At 71.3% G+C, this 15,066-nt stretch carries 10 protein-coding genes; 8 read left to right on the top strand and 2 right to left on the bottom strand.

The window, feature by feature from the left end:
- On the bottom strand, positions 1–3,946 hold a 3,946-nt coding region (eccCa, locus tag ACSNOK_RS20655), incomplete at its 3' end, for a type VII secretion protein EccCa (protein WP_436782212.1).
- Positions 3,947–4,150: 204 nt separating this feature from the next.
- Between eccCa and eccD the strand changes: the two genes are divergently transcribed.
- From eccD to ACSNOK_RS20625, 6 genes are all read left to right on the top strand, one after another.
- Positions 4,151–5,629: a type VII secretion integral membrane protein EccD gene (eccD, locus tag ACSNOK_RS20650; protein WP_436782211.1), complete on the top strand. Its 1,479-nt coding sequence runs from the start codon at positions 4,151–4,153 to the stop codon at positions 5,627–5,629.
- 180 nt (positions 5,630–5,809) lie between these two features.
- Positions 5,810–6,097: a 30S ribosomal protein S15 gene (rpsO, locus tag ACSNOK_RS20645; protein WP_185945964.1), complete on the top strand. Its 288-nt coding sequence runs from the start codon at positions 5,810–5,812 to the stop codon at positions 6,095–6,097.
- A gap of 329 nt (positions 6,098–6,426) precedes the next feature.
- The gene (locus ACSNOK_RS20640) at positions 6,427–8,652 is read left to right on the top strand and encodes a polyribonucleotide nucleotidyltransferase (RefSeq protein WP_436782210.1); all 2,226 of its coding nucleotides are present in this window, start codon (positions 6,427–6,429) and stop codon (positions 8,650–8,652) included.
- Complete coding sequence (locus tag ACSNOK_RS20635; protein ID WP_436782209.1) at positions 8,649–10,028, top strand: M16 family metallopeptidase; 1,380 nt, start codon at positions 8,649–8,651, stop codon at positions 10,026–10,028. The genes ACSNOK_RS20640 and ACSNOK_RS20635 overlap by 4 nt, the downstream gene beginning before the upstream one ends.
- Before the next feature lie 46 nt (positions 10,029–10,074).
- The gene (dapB, locus tag ACSNOK_RS20630) at positions 10,075–10,827 is read left to right on the top strand and encodes a 4-hydroxy-tetrahydrodipicolinate reductase (RefSeq protein WP_436782208.1); all 753 of its coding nucleotides are present in this window, start codon (positions 10,075–10,077) and stop codon (positions 10,825–10,827) included.
- A gap of 6 nt (positions 10,828–10,833) precedes the next feature.
- The gene (locus ACSNOK_RS20625) at positions 10,834–11,295 is read left to right on the top strand and encodes a hypothetical protein (RefSeq protein ID WP_436782207.1); all 462 of its coding nucleotides are present in this window, start codon (positions 10,834–10,836) and stop codon (positions 11,293–11,295) included.
- A 110-nt stretch (positions 11,296–11,405) separates the two neighbouring features.
- Here ACSNOK_RS20625 and ACSNOK_RS20620 read toward each other — a convergent pair whose 3' ends face one another.
- Entirely contained in the window at positions 11,406–11,642 is a 237-nt protein-coding gene (locus ACSNOK_RS20620) for a hypothetical protein (protein ID WP_436782206.1), read from the bottom strand.
- Positions 11,643–12,010: 368 nt separating this feature from the next.
- Here ACSNOK_RS20620 and dapA point away from each other — a divergent pair, with 368 nt between their 5' ends.
- Together dapA and ACSNOK_RS20610 are read left to right on the top strand one after the other, a co-directional pair.
- Positions 12,011–12,910 carry a 4-hydroxy-tetrahydrodipicolinate synthase gene (dapA, locus tag ACSNOK_RS20615; protein WP_436782205.1) on the top strand — a complete coding sequence of 300 codons (900 nt, stop codon included), beginning with the start codon at positions 12,011–12,013 and terminating at the stop codon, positions 12,908–12,910.
- 198 nt (positions 12,911–13,108) lie between these two features.
- Positions 13,109–14,794 carry a ribonuclease J gene (locus ACSNOK_RS20610; protein WP_436782204.1) on the top strand — a complete coding sequence of 562 codons (1,686 nt, stop codon included), beginning with the start codon at positions 13,109–13,111 and terminating at the stop codon, positions 14,792–14,794.
- The last annotated feature ends 272 nt before the right edge of the window (positions 14,795–15,066 follow it).

Below are 15,066 nucleotides of genomic sequence, written 5' to 3'. Positions count from 1 at the left end.
CCCACCCCGTCTGCACCAGCGAGGCCCCGCCCCGCCGCGACACGAACAGGCCCCGCCCCGGCGGCAGCGGGCGCGGCTTGACGTTGCCGAGGAGCTCGCCCTCGCTCGTGTTGCCGGACAGCAGCACGCCCTGGGCGCCGAGTTCCTTGAAGCGCTGGATGAACTGCTCGTACGCGGAGCGCCCGGCGCCCGCGCTGCTCCGGGCCAGGATGATGTTGACGCCGGCGTCGCGCGCGTAGGGGAGGTTGTCGACGAGCTGCGCCATGGGGTTGCCGGACGAGGTGGCGACCAGGTCGTAGTCGTCGACGACGATGAACGCCCGCGGGCCCTTCCACCAGCTCCTGTCCCGGAGCTGCTGCGGGGTCACGTCCGTGCCCGGGATGCGGCTGCCGATGAGGGTGTTCATGTCGGTGAGGTACGTGTCGAAGGCGTTCTGGGTGGTGGCGTAGCCCACGAGGTAGGGCTCGGGCACGCACTCCAGCAGGCCGCGCCGGTAGTCGGCGACGAGGAAGAGCGCCTCCTCGGGCGTGTACCGCTCGGTGAGCTGCTTGATGAGCAGCCGCAGCAGCGCCGTCTTGCCGGACTCGCTCTCGCCGTACACCGCGAAGAACGGGTCGGTGTCGAAGTTGACGAAGACGGGCGCGAGGTTCATCTCGTCGATGCCGATGGCGACGCCGCGGCCCGGCTGCGCGTGCCCGTCGGGCAGTTCGCGGGCGGACAGCATCCGCGGCAGCATCCGGACCTGCGGCGCGTGCGGGCCCGGCCAGGCGTCGACGGCCGTCTTGACGAAGTCGGCGGTGGCCTCCGAGAGGTCGTCCCCGCCGCCCGAACCGCCGTCGATGCGCGGCAGGCCGGCCAGGAAGTGCAGCTTCTCGGCGGTGATGCCGCGGCCGGGCACGCCGACCGGGACGTTCACCGCGATCTTCCGGTCGAGTTCGGAGTCGAGCGGGTCGCCGAGCCGCAGCTCCAGCCGGCTCAGGAACTGGTCCTTGAGCGCGGCCCGCATCTCCATGTAGCGGGAGACGGTGACGACGAGGTGGACGCCGAGACCGAGACCGCGCGTGGTGATGTCCGCGATGTACGGCTCCAGCATCTCGTAGTCCGTCTTGAACGTCTGCCACCCGTCGATGACCAGGAAGACGTCGCCCCACGGCTCGTCGGGCAGCCGCCCGGCGGCGCGCAGCCGGCGGTAGGTGGCGATGGAGTCGATGCTGTTGTCGCGGAAGAACTCCTCGCGCCGGTTGAGGACGCCGGTGACCTCGGCGACCGTCCGGCGGATCTTCTCCGGGTCCAGCCGGGAGGCGACGCCGCCGACGTGCGGCAGCCCCTCGACGGCGCTCAGCCCGCCGCCGCCGAAGTCCAGCCCGTAGAACTGCACCTCGTGTGGGGTGTGGGTGAGCGCGAACCCGGCGATCAGGGTGCGCAGCAGCGTGGACTTGCCGGAGCGCGGACCGCCGACGATCAGCATGTGGCCGGCCGCGCCGGAGAAGTCCCGGACCAGGACGTCGCGCCGCTGCTCGAACGGCTTGTCCAGCAGGCCCAGCGGAACCCGCAGGCCGCCGGTCGCCTGCGGGTCGGGGCAGTGCAGGCCGCGCTCCGGGGTGGCGGTCAGGGGGGGAAGGAGCTGGTCCATGGAGGGCGCGTTGTTCAGCGGCGGCAGCCACACCTGGTGGGCGGCCGGGCCCTGGCCCTCCAGCCGGCGGACGATGACGTCGAGGACGGTGTCGGCCAGCGCGTCGTCGTCCGGCCGCTGCGGGGACCAGCTGAAGTCCGGGTCCGGCGCCTGGTAGCGGACGGGCACCGGCGCCGCCGTGAAGAGCACCGGACGGCGGTCGGCGGGCAGCGGACCGGTACGGGTCAGGGTGCCGGCGCCGTCGCGGTAGGTGCCCGACACGTAGGCGGCCTTGAACCGCGTCATCTCGTCGGTGCCGAACTTCAGGTAGCCGGAGCCGGGGACGGACGGCAGGTGGTACGCGTCCGGCACGCCCAGCGCGGTGCGGGACTCGGCGGCGGAGAAGGTCCGCAGACCGATGCGGTACGACAGGTAGGTGTCGAGACCGCGCAGCCGGCCCTCCTCCAGCCGCTGCGAGGCCAGCAGCAGGTGCACGCCCAGGGACCGGCCGATGCGGCCGATCTGGATGAACATGTCGATGAAGTCCGGCTTGGCGGTGAGCAGCTCGCTGAACTCGTCGATGACCAGGACCAGCGAGGCCAGCGGCTCCAGCGGCGCGCCAGCCGCCCGCGCCTTCTCGTAGTCGTTGAGGTTGGCGTAGTTGCCCGCGGCGCGCAGCAGTTCCTGGCGGCGCTGGAGTTCACCGGTGATGGAGTCCCGCATGCGGTCGACGAGCGTGAGGTCGTCGGCGAGGTTGGTGATGACGGCCGCGACGTGCGGCATGTCGGACATGCCGGAGAACGTCGCGCCGCCCTTGAAGTCGGCGAGGACGAAGTTCAGGTTCTCCGAGGAGTGGGTGACCGCCAGGCCCAGCACCAGCGTCCGCAGCAGCTCCGACTTGCCGGAACCGGTGGCGCCGACGCACAGGCCGTGCGGGCCCATGCCGTCCTCCGCCGCCTCCTTGAGGTCGAGCATGACGGGCGTGCCGTCCTCGCCGACGCCGATCGGCACCCGCAGCCGCTCGGCCCGGGACCGCGGCCGCCAGGTCGTGGCCGTGTCCACGGAGGCGGCGTCGCCCAGCCCCAGCAGATCGGTGAACTCCAGGTTGGCCAGCAGCGGTTCCTCGTCCTCCCCGGCGGCGCCCAGGCAGAGCGGGGCCATCTGCCGGGCCAGCGCCTCGGCGACCGGCACCGGCAGGTCGTCGGGGACGCCCTGGTAGACGGCGGTCGCCGACTCCAGGCGCAGCGCGCCCGGCCGGACGGTGACGCACAGCCCGCCGCGCGGCTCGTCCTCCTCGCCGGGGGCGATCTCCAGGACGGTGACGCCCTGGAGCCCCTCGGGCGAGGCGAGCAGCGACTCGGGCGGCACCGCGGCGCCGTCCAGCACCACCACGACGTGCGGCTGGTCCAGCAGCGGCTGGGCGTCCCGGCTGAACCGGGTGCGGCCCTCCAGCCGCTTGCCCAGCAGCTCCTCCACCTCCGGCAGATGGTCGCTGAACAGCCGCTTGGTGCCCGCGCCGTCGGCCGTGCTGGGCGCCTGGGCGTGCGGCAGCCACTTCGTCCAGTCCCACTCCCGCGCCGCCTCCGACTCCGCGACGACCGCGATCACCAGATCGTCGGGGGAGTGCAGGGCGGCCAGCCCGGCCACCATCGACCGCGCGGCGCCGCGTACCGCGTCCGCCTCCCCGGTGACCACCACGTGGTAGAACGCCCGCATCGACACGGCCACCGGCAGCCCGTCCAGCGAGCCGTGCGTCGCGAGGAACCGCTGCATGGCACCGGCCGCCAGCGGCTCCAGCTCGTCCACCGGCGCCGTCGTCGGCGCCACCAGCGGCGTCCAGAGCTGCTGCGGACCCAGCCCGATCCGCACCTGCCCGAAGTCCTTGTCGGAGACCCGCCGCTCCCACAGCCGGCTGCGCTCGGCGACCAGCGCCCACAACTGCTCCGGGCCCGGGTGCAGATAGAACTGCGCGTCCCGCTGCGCCCGCGCCGTGCGCCGCACCTTCCGCCGGGTCTGCGCCAGATACTTGAGGTAGTCGCGCCGGCCGTCGACGGCCGCGCCCTGCGAGCCCTTGCGGTAGCGGACGACCTGCGCGATGGCCATCGCGACCGTCGACAGCAGCATCATCACGCCCATGATCTTCATAAACGGCTGGGTGCCGGGCATGAAGAAGAAGACGACCGACGAGCCCATGCCGAGCATGGGCAGCAGCTGCATCGCCATCCCCTCCTGCTGCCCGCGGGGCAGTTCGGGAGGGGATTCGAGCTGGAGCTCGTCCGCGTCGGGCTCGGGTGGCATGACCCGGGGCGGACGTTTGACGACGATCTGACTCACCGGCGTATCAATCCCTCGCGTGCGGGCTGGGCGGTTGCGACCGGCGCCCCCCTGGTGGTGGCCTGTCTCCGCGCGACGATGATCCTACGTGCATAACACAGCGGTGGCCCCCGGTATGGTGTCGGCCCGTCAACACGCGGGACCAGCAGCGGGAGACCGCGGGGCCGGCGGGTGGAACAGCAGGCAACGAGGGGGCCCTCCAAGGTGAGTCCGACCACAACGACCGGTTACAGCCGCGTGACGGTCGTCGCGCCCGACAGCCGGATCGACGTCGCCCTCCCCGACGACGTCGCCGTCGCCGATCTCCTCCCGGAGATCCTCCGGCTCACCGGGCACACCACCGAGGGGACCACCCCGCCCGGCTACCACCTGGTGGGCACCGACGGCACCGTGCTCGAACCGGCGCGTTCGCTCGGCGCCCAGCGCGTGCTCGACGGCGCGCTCCTGCGCCTGCGTCCGTTCACCGAGTCGCTGCCGCCCGCCGTCTACGACGACGTGGCCGACGCCGTCGCCTCCGCCGTCGCCCGCGACCGCACGTTGTGGAACGAGCGGCTGCTGCGCGCCTCGGGCCTCGTCGGCGGCTCGCTGCTGCTGGTCCTCCTGGGGTTCGTCCTCTGGTTCGCCGACCCCGCGCGCCACGACATGCACAGCCTGCCCGGCATCATCGCCGCCGCCGTGGGCATCCTGCTGACGGCCCTCGCGGGCGCCCGCGCCCGTGTCTACGACGACCGCCCCTCCGCCGTCGCCATGGGCCTCTCCGCCCTGCCGCACCTGATGATCGCCGGATCCGGGCTGATCGCCCTCCGCGACGGCGAGGGCGTCGGCCGCCTCCAGTTCCTGCTCGGCTGCGTCACCGTCCTGGTCGCCTCCGTGGTGCTCGCCGCGGTCATGCCCACCGGCGACGCCCCCTTCGTGGCCGCCGTCTTCGCCTCGGCCGTCGGCACCCTCGCCACCTTCTGCGCGATCCTCGCCGGCGCGAGCCCCACCGACGCCGCCGCCGTCTGCGCCGTCGTCGCCATCGGCGCCCTCGCCTTCCTGCCCGGCCTCTCCGCCCGCGTCGCCCGGCTGCCCATCGGCTACGCGGCCCCCCGTTCGGCCACCGCCGGCGACCCCGACGGCGAGCCGGGCGTCCCGGCCGCGGACCCCGTCGACCCCATAGACGCCGACCGCGTCGCCGCCCAGGCCCGCCGCGGCCACGAGATGCTGCTCGGCCTGGTCGGCGGCAGCGCGGCCGTCGTCGTCGGCGCCTGCGCCGTCCTCGGGTTCTCCCACGACCTCTGGGCACAGCTGCTGGCCCTCGCCACCGGCGCCGCCATGCTGCTGCGCGCCCGCCTCTTCCGCTACACCGCGCAGGTGGCGTCCGTCCTCACCGCCGGCCTCGCGGGCCTCGGCCTGCTGGTCCTCGGGCTGGCCCTGAACCCGCCCGGCGAGGCGGTCCGCAAGATGGTCCTGGAGGGCGACCGCGGCCCGCTCGACGTGCACACCGTGTGGCTGGCGGCGGCCGTCGCCGCCGGGGCCGCGCTGATCGTCGGCATCGCCCTGATCGTCCCCAAGAAGGGGCTCTCCCCGTTCTGGGGCCGCCTCTCCGACCTGGCCGAGAGCGCCTTCCTGCTCGCCCTGGTGCCGTTGTGCCTCGCGGTGCTCGACGTGTACTCCGCGGCCCGGAGCATGACCAGCGGGTGACGCCCCGGCCGGTGCTGCTGGTACGCTGTGTGACGGCCGTATGTGTACGCGCCTCCGGACCGCCCTCCGCGGCGTCTGGGGACAGCGCCCAGCGGACCCCGCCTCCCGAGTAACGGAAGCTCCCCTGAGACCAAGACCAGGGGCACTCGGTGGCCAAACGAGACTCTGAAGGAGTATCGCGTGTCGCTCGACGCCGCTACGAAGAAGCAGATCATGTCCGAGTTCGCCACCAAGGAGGGCGACACCGGCTCCCCCGAGGTCCAGGTCGCGATGCTCACCCGCCGCATCTCGGACCTGACCGAGCACCTCAAGAAGCACAAGCACGACCACCACTCCCGCCGTGGTCTGCTGCTGCTGGTCGGCCAGCGCCGCCGCCTGCTGCAGTACCTGGCGAAGAAGGACATCACGCGCTTCCGCGCCCTGGTCGAGCGCCTCGGCATCCGCCGCGGTGCCGCCGGCGCCAAGTAAGACGTGACCAAGGGAGCGGTTCCCACTACGGGGGGCCGCTCCCTTTGCGTATCTCGTGGGACACGGAAGCTTTGTACTCTGGTCCCACAACGGCACAACGCACGGCATAACGAACACGGCGTATACCGGGTACACGAGGTACACGAGGTATACGACGTGAACAAGGAGGAGCGCGGACTCTCCGCCGGTCCTCGGTAGTGGCCCCCGGAACGGGGAATTCCGGGTGCTTCGATCGAAGACCGGCCCGCACAGAGCACAGCGCGCCCCTCCACCACCGTCCCGCCACACGGGCGCGGACGGTACACGGATCCGACGAGGAGATATCCCTGGTGGAGAACGAGACCCACTACGCCGAGGCCGTCATCGACAACGGCGCCTTCGGCACCCGCACCATCCGCTTCGAGACGGGCCGCCTGGCCAAGCAGGCCGCCGGCTCCGCCGTCGCGTACCTGGACGACGACACCATGGTGCTGTCGGCCACCTCCGCGTCCAAGCAGCCCAAGGACCAGCTCGACTTCTTCCCGCTCACGGTGGACGTCGAGGAGCGGATGTACGCCGCCGGCAAGATCCCCGGCAGCTTCTTCCGCCGCGAGGGCCGGCCCTCCGAGGACGCGATCCTCACCTGCCGCCTGATCGACCGCCCGCTGCGCCCCTCCTTCAAGAAGGGCCTGCGCAACGAGATCCAGGTCGTCGCCACGATCATGGCGCTCAACCCCGACCACCTGTACGACGTCGTGGCGATCAACGCCGCCTCCGCGTCCACGCAGCTGGCCGGCCTGCCCTTCTCCGGCCCGATCGGCGGCGTCCGCGTCGCGCTGATCAACGGCCAGTGGGTGGCCTTCCCGACGCACACCGAGCTCGAGGACGCCGTCTTCGACATGGTCGTCGCGGGCCGCGTCCTGGAGGACGGCGACGTCGCGATCATGATGGTCGAGGCCGAGGCCACCGAGAAGACCATCCAGCTGGTCGCGGGCGGCGCCGAGGCGCCCACCGAGGAGGTCGTCGCCGCCGGTCTCGAGGCCGCGAAGCCCTTCATCAAGGTCCTCTGCAAGGCCCAGGCCGACCTGGCCGCGAAGGCCGCCAAGCCGACCGGCGAGTTCCCGGTCTTCCTGGACTACCAGGACGACGTCTTCGAGGCCCTCGCCGCCGCCGTCCGCCCCGAGCTCGCCCAGGCGCTCACCATCGCCGGCAAGCAGGACCGCGAGGCCGAGCTGGACCGCGTCAAGGCGCTCGCCGCCGAGAAGCTCCTCCCGGAGTTCGAGGGCCGCGAGAAGGAGATCTCCGCCGCGTACCGCTCGCTGACCAAGCAGCTGGTCCGCGAGCGCGTGATCAAGGAGAAGAAGCGCATCGACGGCCGCGGTGTCACCGACATCCGCACCCTGGCCGCCGAGGTCGAGGCCATCCCGCGGGTGCACGGCTCGGCCCTGTTCGAGCGCGGCGAGACCCAGATCCTGGGCGTCACCACGCTGAACATGCTCCGCATGGAGCAGCAGCTCGACACCCTCTCGCCGGTGACGCGCAAGCGCTACATGCACAACTACAACTTCCCGCCGTACTCCGTCGGTGAGACCGGCCGCGTCGGTTCGCCGAAGCGCCGCGAGATCGGCCACGGCGCGCTCGCCGAGCGCGCGATCGTGCCGGTCCTGCCGACCCGCGAGGAGTTCCCCTACGCGATCCGCCAGGTGTCCGAGGCCCTCGGCTCCAACGGCTCGACGTCCATGGGCTCGGTCTGCGCCTCCACCATGTCGCTGCTGAACGCCGGTGTGCCCCTGAAGGCCCCCGTCGCCGGCATCGCCATGGGGCTGATCTCCCAGGAGATCGACGGCAAGACCCACTACGTCGCCCTCACCGACATCCTCGGTGCGGAGGACGCCTTCGGCGACATGGACTTCAAGGTCGCCGGCACCAAGGAGTTCGTGACCGCCCTCCAGCTCGACACCAAGCTGGACGGCATCCCGGCCTCCGTCCTGGCCGCGGCCCTCAAGCAGGCCCGCGACGCCCGCCTGCACATCCTCGACGTGATGATGGAGGCCATCGACACGCCGGACGAGATGTCCCCCAACGCCCCGCGGATCATCACCGTCAAGATCCCGGTGGACAAGATCGGTGAGGTCATCGGCCCCAAGGGCAAGATGATCAACCAGATCCAGGAGGACACCGGCGCCGAGATCACCATCGAGGACGACGGCACCATCTACATCGGTGCCGCCGACGGCCCGGCCGCCGAGGCCGCCCGCGCCACGATCAACGCGATCGCCAACCCGACCATGCCGGAGGTCGGCGAGCGGTACCTGGGCACGGTCGTCAAGACCACCACCTTCGGTGCCTTCGTCTCCCTCATGCCGGGCAAGGACGGCCTGCTGCACATCTCGCAGATCCGCAAGCTCGCCGGTGGCAAGCGCGTGGAGAACGTCGAGGACGTGCTCGGCGTCGGCGCCAAGGTGCAGGTCGAGATCGCCGAGATCGACCAGCGCGGCAAGCTCTCCCTCGTCCCCGTGATCGAGGGCGAGAACGACGACACCGCCGACGAGACCAAGGACGAGTCCGCCAAGTGACGTCCCGTAGTACACGGAAGACGGCCCGCACCTCCTCGGAGGGGCGGGCCGTCGCCCGTACCCAAACGCTTCTCAAGGGCGAGAACGGCATCGGCACGGTCCGCAGGACCACCCTCCCCGGCGGCCTCCGCGTCGTCACCGAGACCCTGCCGTCCGTCCGCTCCGCCACCTTCGGCATCTGGGCCAACGTCGGCTCCCGCGACGAGACCCCGACGCTCAACGGCGCGACCCACTACCTGGAGCACCTGCTCTTCAAGGGCACGGCCAAGCGCAGCGCGCTCGACATCTCCGCCGCGATCGACGCGGTCGGCGGCGAGATGAACGCCTTCACGGCCAAGGAGTACACGTGCTACTACGCGCGTGTCCTCGACACCGACCTGCCGCTGGCCATCGACGTCGTCTGCGACATGCTCACCGGGTCCCTGATCGACCCGGCGGACGTGGACGCCGAGCGCGGGGTGATCCTCGAAGAGATCGCCATGACCGAGGACGACCCCGGCGACTGCGTGCACGACCTGTTCGCGCACACCATGCTGGGCGACACCCCCCTCGGCCGCCCGGTCCTCGGCACCGTCGACACGATCAACGCGCTCGGCCGCGACCAGATCGCGCGCTTCTACAAGAAGCACTACGACCCGACCCGTCTCGTCGTCGCCGCCGCGGGCAACGTCGACCACGCCAAGGTCGTCCGCCAGGTCCGCGCCGCGTTCGACCGGGCCGGCGCGCTGTCCCGTACGGACGCCGTGCCCGTCGCCCCCCGCTCCGGCTCGCGGACCATCCGCACCGCCGGCCGCGTCGAGGTGCTGAACCGCAAGACCGAGCAGGCGCACGTCGTCCTCGGTATGCCCGGCCTGGCCCGCACGGACGACCGCCGCTGGGCGCTCGGCGTGCTCAACACGGCGCTCGGCGGCGGTATGAGCTCCCGCCTCTTCCAGGAGGTCCGGGAGAAGCGCGGCCTCGCCTACTCGGTCTACTCGTACACCTCGGGCTTCGCCGACTGCGGCCTCTTCGGCGTCTACGCCGGCTGCCGTCCCAGCCAGGTCCACGACGTGCTGCGGATCTGCCGGGACCAGCTCGACCTGGTCGCCTCGGAGGGCCTGTCCGACGAGGAGATCGGCCGCGCGATCGGCCAGCTCGCCGGTTCCACGGTCCTCGGCCTGGAGGACACCGGCGCGCTGATGAACCGCATCGGCAAGAGCGAGCTGTGCTGGGGCGAGCAGATGTCGGTCGACGACATGCTGGCCCGCATCTCGGCCGTCACGCCGGACGAGGTGCGCGCGGTGGCCCGTGACGTGCTCGGGCAGCGCCCCTCGCTGTCCGTGATCGGCCCGCTGAAGGACAAGCAGGCCGCACGTCTGCACGAGGCCGTTTCCTAGCCTCACCGCTGAAGTCCTAATGTCACCGCTGAAGGAAGCAGGAACGATGAGCAAGCTGCGCGTGGCGGTCATCGGGGCCAAGGGCCGTATCGGCTCCGAGGCCGTCCGGGCCGTCGAGGCCGCCGACGACATGGAACTGGTGGCCGCGCTGGGCCGGGGCGACGACCTGGAGGCGCTGACCGCCGCCGGCGCCCAGGTCGCCGTCGAGCTGACGCACCCCGACGCCGTCATGGACAACCTGGAGTTCTGTGTCCGCAACGGCATCCACGCCGTCGTCGGCACCACCGGCTGGACCGAGGACCGCCTCGCGCGGCTCCGCTCCTGGCTCGACGCCTCCCCGTCGACCGGTGTGCTCATCGCGCCGAACTTCTCCATCGGCGCCGTCCTGACCATGGCCTTCGCCCGCCAGGCGGCCCGGTTCTTCGAATCGGTCGAGGTCGTCGAGCTGCACCACCCGAACAAGGCGGACGCCCCCTCCGGCACCGCCACCCGCACCGCGCAGCTGATCGCCGCCGCACGGCGCGAGGCCGGGTGCCCCCCGCAGCCCGACGCCACCACGACGGCCCTGGACGGCGCGCGCGGCGCCGACGTCGACGGGATCCCCGTCCACTCCGTCCGGCTGCGCGGCCTGCTGGCGCACCAGGAGGTGCTGCTCGGCGACACCGGCGAGACGCTCACCATCCGGCACGACTCGCTGCACCACAGCTGCTTCATGCCGGGCATCCTGCTGGGCGCCCGCCGGGTGCCGGCGACCCCGGGGCTGACCTTCGGCCTCGAACACTTCCTGGACCTGGGCTGATCGACGATGCGCGCGAAGATCGTCTACTGCGGGCTGGCCGCCGTCCTGGTCGTCTACTTCGTCCTGGTCGGCAGCCGCGGCGTCATGCTGATCGAACAGGGCACGGCCATCACGGTCGCCTTCGGCATCGCCGTCCTGATCCTGCCGTTCATCGGCGCCTGGTTCCTCTACCAGACCACCAAGTTCGCGCGGGACGCCAACCGGCTGGCGCGCGAACTGGAGGCCGAGGGCGGGCTCCCCGTCGACGAGCTGGAGCGGACCCCGAGCGGCCGGGTGGACCGGGACTCGGCGGACGCCGTCTTCGCCCGCCGCCGGGCCGAGACGGAGGCCGCGCCGGAGGACTGGCGGAGCTGGTTCCGGCTCGCCGTGGCCTACCACGACGCGCGGGACACCCCGCGCGCCCGCAAGGCCATGCAGCGGGCGATCGCGCTGCACGACGGGAAGCCGGTGCGCCCCGACGCGCGCTGAGGCGGGCGCAGCCGCCCGCTGGGGCACGGAAAGCCGGAGCACGGAAAAACGGAAAAGGGGCCCGGTCGACATCGACCGGGCCCCTTTCGAGTGGTTCGGGCGAACCGTCCTCAGCGGTTGGACGCCTGCGAGCTCTGCGAGTGCTGGGTGTGCTGCGAGCTGGTGTCCATCGCGGGCAGGCCGAACAGAAGCGCTCCGACCAGCCCGGCGGTGACCGTCAGCCCCATCAGCACCCGCCCGACGATCTGCGAGCGGCTGGCGCGCTGCGGCGGCGGCGTGATGTTGCTGCGATACCGCTCGGCTTCGGCGACGAAGGCGAACGGTACGGGCTCTCGCCGGCGGAACATGTTGGGCTCTCCTAGGAACCTTGAGGTGACTGTCACCCGTAAAGACGCTCGAACGCCCCTTTTGGTGCCCGATTTCTGTGACCTCTGTGAAAAATCTCAACCACCGGAGGCCCACCGGGCGGACGCCCCGACGCCGCCCCACCCACGCCGCCCCCTCCCCGAAGCCGCCGCGCCGCTCCGTGGCGCGGAACCGGGAGAGGGTCGGGCACCCGGCAGGCGGGTTGTCCGTATTGCGACCTTTCGACCTCTTCATTTAGGCTGAATAAACGGACCCGGCACTGTTTGAACCCCCGAGCAGGCAGTGCCGGGATCCATTGCACACTCCCCGAGGGAGTACCTCACGGTGAGCAACGAGTAGCGTGGCCCTCATGGCTCCGATCTCCACACCGCAGACGCCCTTCGGACGGGTCCTGACCGCGATGGTCACCCCCTTCACCTCCGACGGTGCCCTCGACCTCGACGGCGCGCAGCGGCTGGCCGCCCACCTCGTCGACGCGGGCAACGACGGCCTCGTCGTCAACGGCACCACCGGCGAGTCGCCCACCACCAGCGACGCGGAGAAAGCGCAGCTCGTACGGGCGGTCGTGGAGGCCGTCGGCGACCGGGCGCACATCGTGGCCGGAGCCGGCACCAACGACACCCGGCACAGCGTCGAGCTGGCCCGCGCCGCCGAGCGGGCGGGCGCCCACGGCCTGCTCGCCGTGACGCCGTACTACAACAAGCCCCCCCAGGAGGGCCTGCACCGGCACTTCACCACGATCGCCGACGCCACCGAGCTCCCGGTGATGCTCTACGACATCCCGGGCCGCAGCGGCACCGCGATCGAGACCGAGACGATGGTCCGGCTCGCCGAGCACCCCCGCATCGTCGCCAACAAGGACGCCAAGGGCGACCTCGGCGCCGCGAGCTGGGCCCTCAGCCGCAGCGGACTGGCCTGGTACTCCGGCGACGACATGCTGAACCTGCCGCTCCTGTCCGTCGGCGCCGTCGGCTTCGTCTCCGTGGTCGGCCACTTCGTCGCCCCCGAGCTGCGCGCCCTGCTGGAGGCCCACCTCTCCGGCGACGTCAGCAAGGCGACGGCGATCCACCAGCGGCTGCTGCCGGTCTTCACCGGCGTCTTCCGGGCCCAGGGCGTGATCACCACCAAGCGGGCGCTGGCCCTCCAGGGCCTCCCGGCCGGGCCGCTGCGCCTGCCGCTGGTCGAACTCGGACCCGAGCAGACCGAACAGCTCAAGCGCGATCTGGCGGCCGGCGGGGTAGAGCTCTAACAGAGGGCACGCCGACCGTCCGCGCCACCGCGCGACCGGCGGCCCGCAGACTTCACAACCGAATACCGCGGCATAGCCGATTCACAACTGAACAAGCGATCGACAACCGAACACCGGTAACCCATAACTGCAAGTGCACGAATGTCACGCGCGCCATGTGTCCCCGGGACATGTGGCGTGCGTGGTGAGGAGAGTCTTTTGAGTCACCCGCACCCTGAACTCGGTCCCCCGCCGAAGCTCCCCGAGGGCGGCCTGCGCGTCACGCCCCTCGGCGGTCTCGGCGAGATCGGCCGCAACATGACGGTCTTCGAGTACGACGGCCGTCTGCTGATCGTCGACTGCGGAGTGCTCTTCCCCGAGGAGGAGCAGCCCGGAGTCGACCTGATCCTGCCGGACTTCACGTCCATCCGGGACCGCTTGGACGACATCGAGGGCATCGTGCTCACGCACGGCCACGAGGACCACATCGGCGGCGTCCCGTACCTGCTCCGCGAGAAGCCGGACATCCCGCTGATCGGCTCGAAGCTGACCCTCGCGCTGATCGAGGCGAAGCTCCAGGAGCACCGCATCCGCCCGTACACCCTTGAGGTCGTCGAGGGCCACCGCGAGGCCATCGGCCCGTTCGACCTGGAGTTCGTGGCGGTCAACCACTCCATCCCGGACGCCCTGGCGGTCGCCATCCGCACCCCGGCCGGCATGGTGGTGCACACTGGCGACTTCAAGATGGACCAGCTCCCGCTGGACCGCCGCCTCACCGACCTGCCCGCGTTCGCGCGGCTCGGCGAGGAGGGCATCGACCTGCTGCTGTCGGACTCCACCAACGCCGAGGTCCCCGGGTTCGTCCCGCCGGAGCGCGACATCTCCAACGTGCTGCGGACGGTCTTCGCCGGCGCCCAGAAGCGCATCATCGTCGCCAGCTTCGCCAGCCACGTGCACCGCATCCAGCAGATCCTGGACGCGGCCCACGAGTACGGCCGCCGGGTCGCCTTCGTCGGACGTTCGATGGTCCGCAACATGGGCATCGCCCGCGACCTGGGCTACCTGCGCGTCCCGGCCGGCCTGGTCGTCGACGTCAAGGCGCTGGACGACCTGCCGGACGAGGAGGTCGTGCTGGTCTGCACGGGCTCCCAGGGCGAGCCGATGGCCGCGCTGTCCCGGATGGCCAACCGCGACCACCAGATCCGGATCGTCCAGGGCGACACCGTCATCCTCGCGTCGTCCCTCATCCCGGGCAACGAGAACGCGGTCTACCGCGTGATCAACGGCCTGACCCGGTGGGGCGCCAACGTCGTCCACAAGGGCAACGCCAAGGTCCACGTCTCGGGCCACGCCTCCGCGGGCGAGCTGCTGTACTTCTACAACATCTGCAAGCCGCGGAACCTGATGCCGGTGCACGGCGAGTGGCGCCACCTGCGCGCCAACGCCGAGCTGGGCGCCCTCACCGGTGTGCCGAAGAACCACATCGTGATCGCCGAGGACGGCGTGGTCGTCGACCTGATCGACGGCGCGGCGCGGATCGTCGGCAAGGTCCAGGCCGGCTACGTGTACGTGGACGGCCTCTCGGTCGGCGACGTCACCGAGTCGTCGCTGAAGGACCGCCGCATCCTGGGCGACGAGGGCATCATCTCCGTCTTCGTGGTCGTCGACTCCACGACCGGCAAGGTCGTCAGCGGCCCGCAGATCCAGGCCCGCGGTTCGGGTATCGACGACGCGTCGTTCAACGCCGTGGTGCCGAAGATCGAGGAATCCATCGCCAAGGCGGCCGCGGACGGCATCGCCGAGCCGCACCAGCTCCAGCAGCTGATCCGCCGCGCGGTGGGCCGCTGGGTCTCGGACCAGTACCGCCGGCGCCCGATGATCCTGCCCGTGGTCGTCGAGGTCTGACGGTCCCCGACGGTCACTGGTTGACGCCTCGTCAGCCGCACGGACGGCCGCTCCCGCCTCGATTTGCATCCGGGCGCGGCCGTCCAGTACGTTTACGGCTCCACCGCGACGGGAACCCTGTAGCGCTTCGGCGTGAGAGGGCCACCGGAAGGCGGTCGGAAAAGCCGACCGAATCGGATCTGATAAAGTCGGCACCGCCGGAAAGCGAAAGCGAGAAGGCGAAACCCCGCTCCAACAGGGGGCCGGAAACGGAATCCGAACCGGAAACGGAA

It is taken from the genome of Streptomyces sp. URMC 126, assembly GCF_051386555.1.
Taxonomy (GTDB): Bacteria; Actinomycetota; Actinomycetes; order Streptomycetales; family Streptomycetaceae; genus Streptomyces.
The sequence above is the reverse complement of the archived record's forward strand: the minus strand, read 5'-3'. Positions and strand labels throughout refer to the sequence as shown.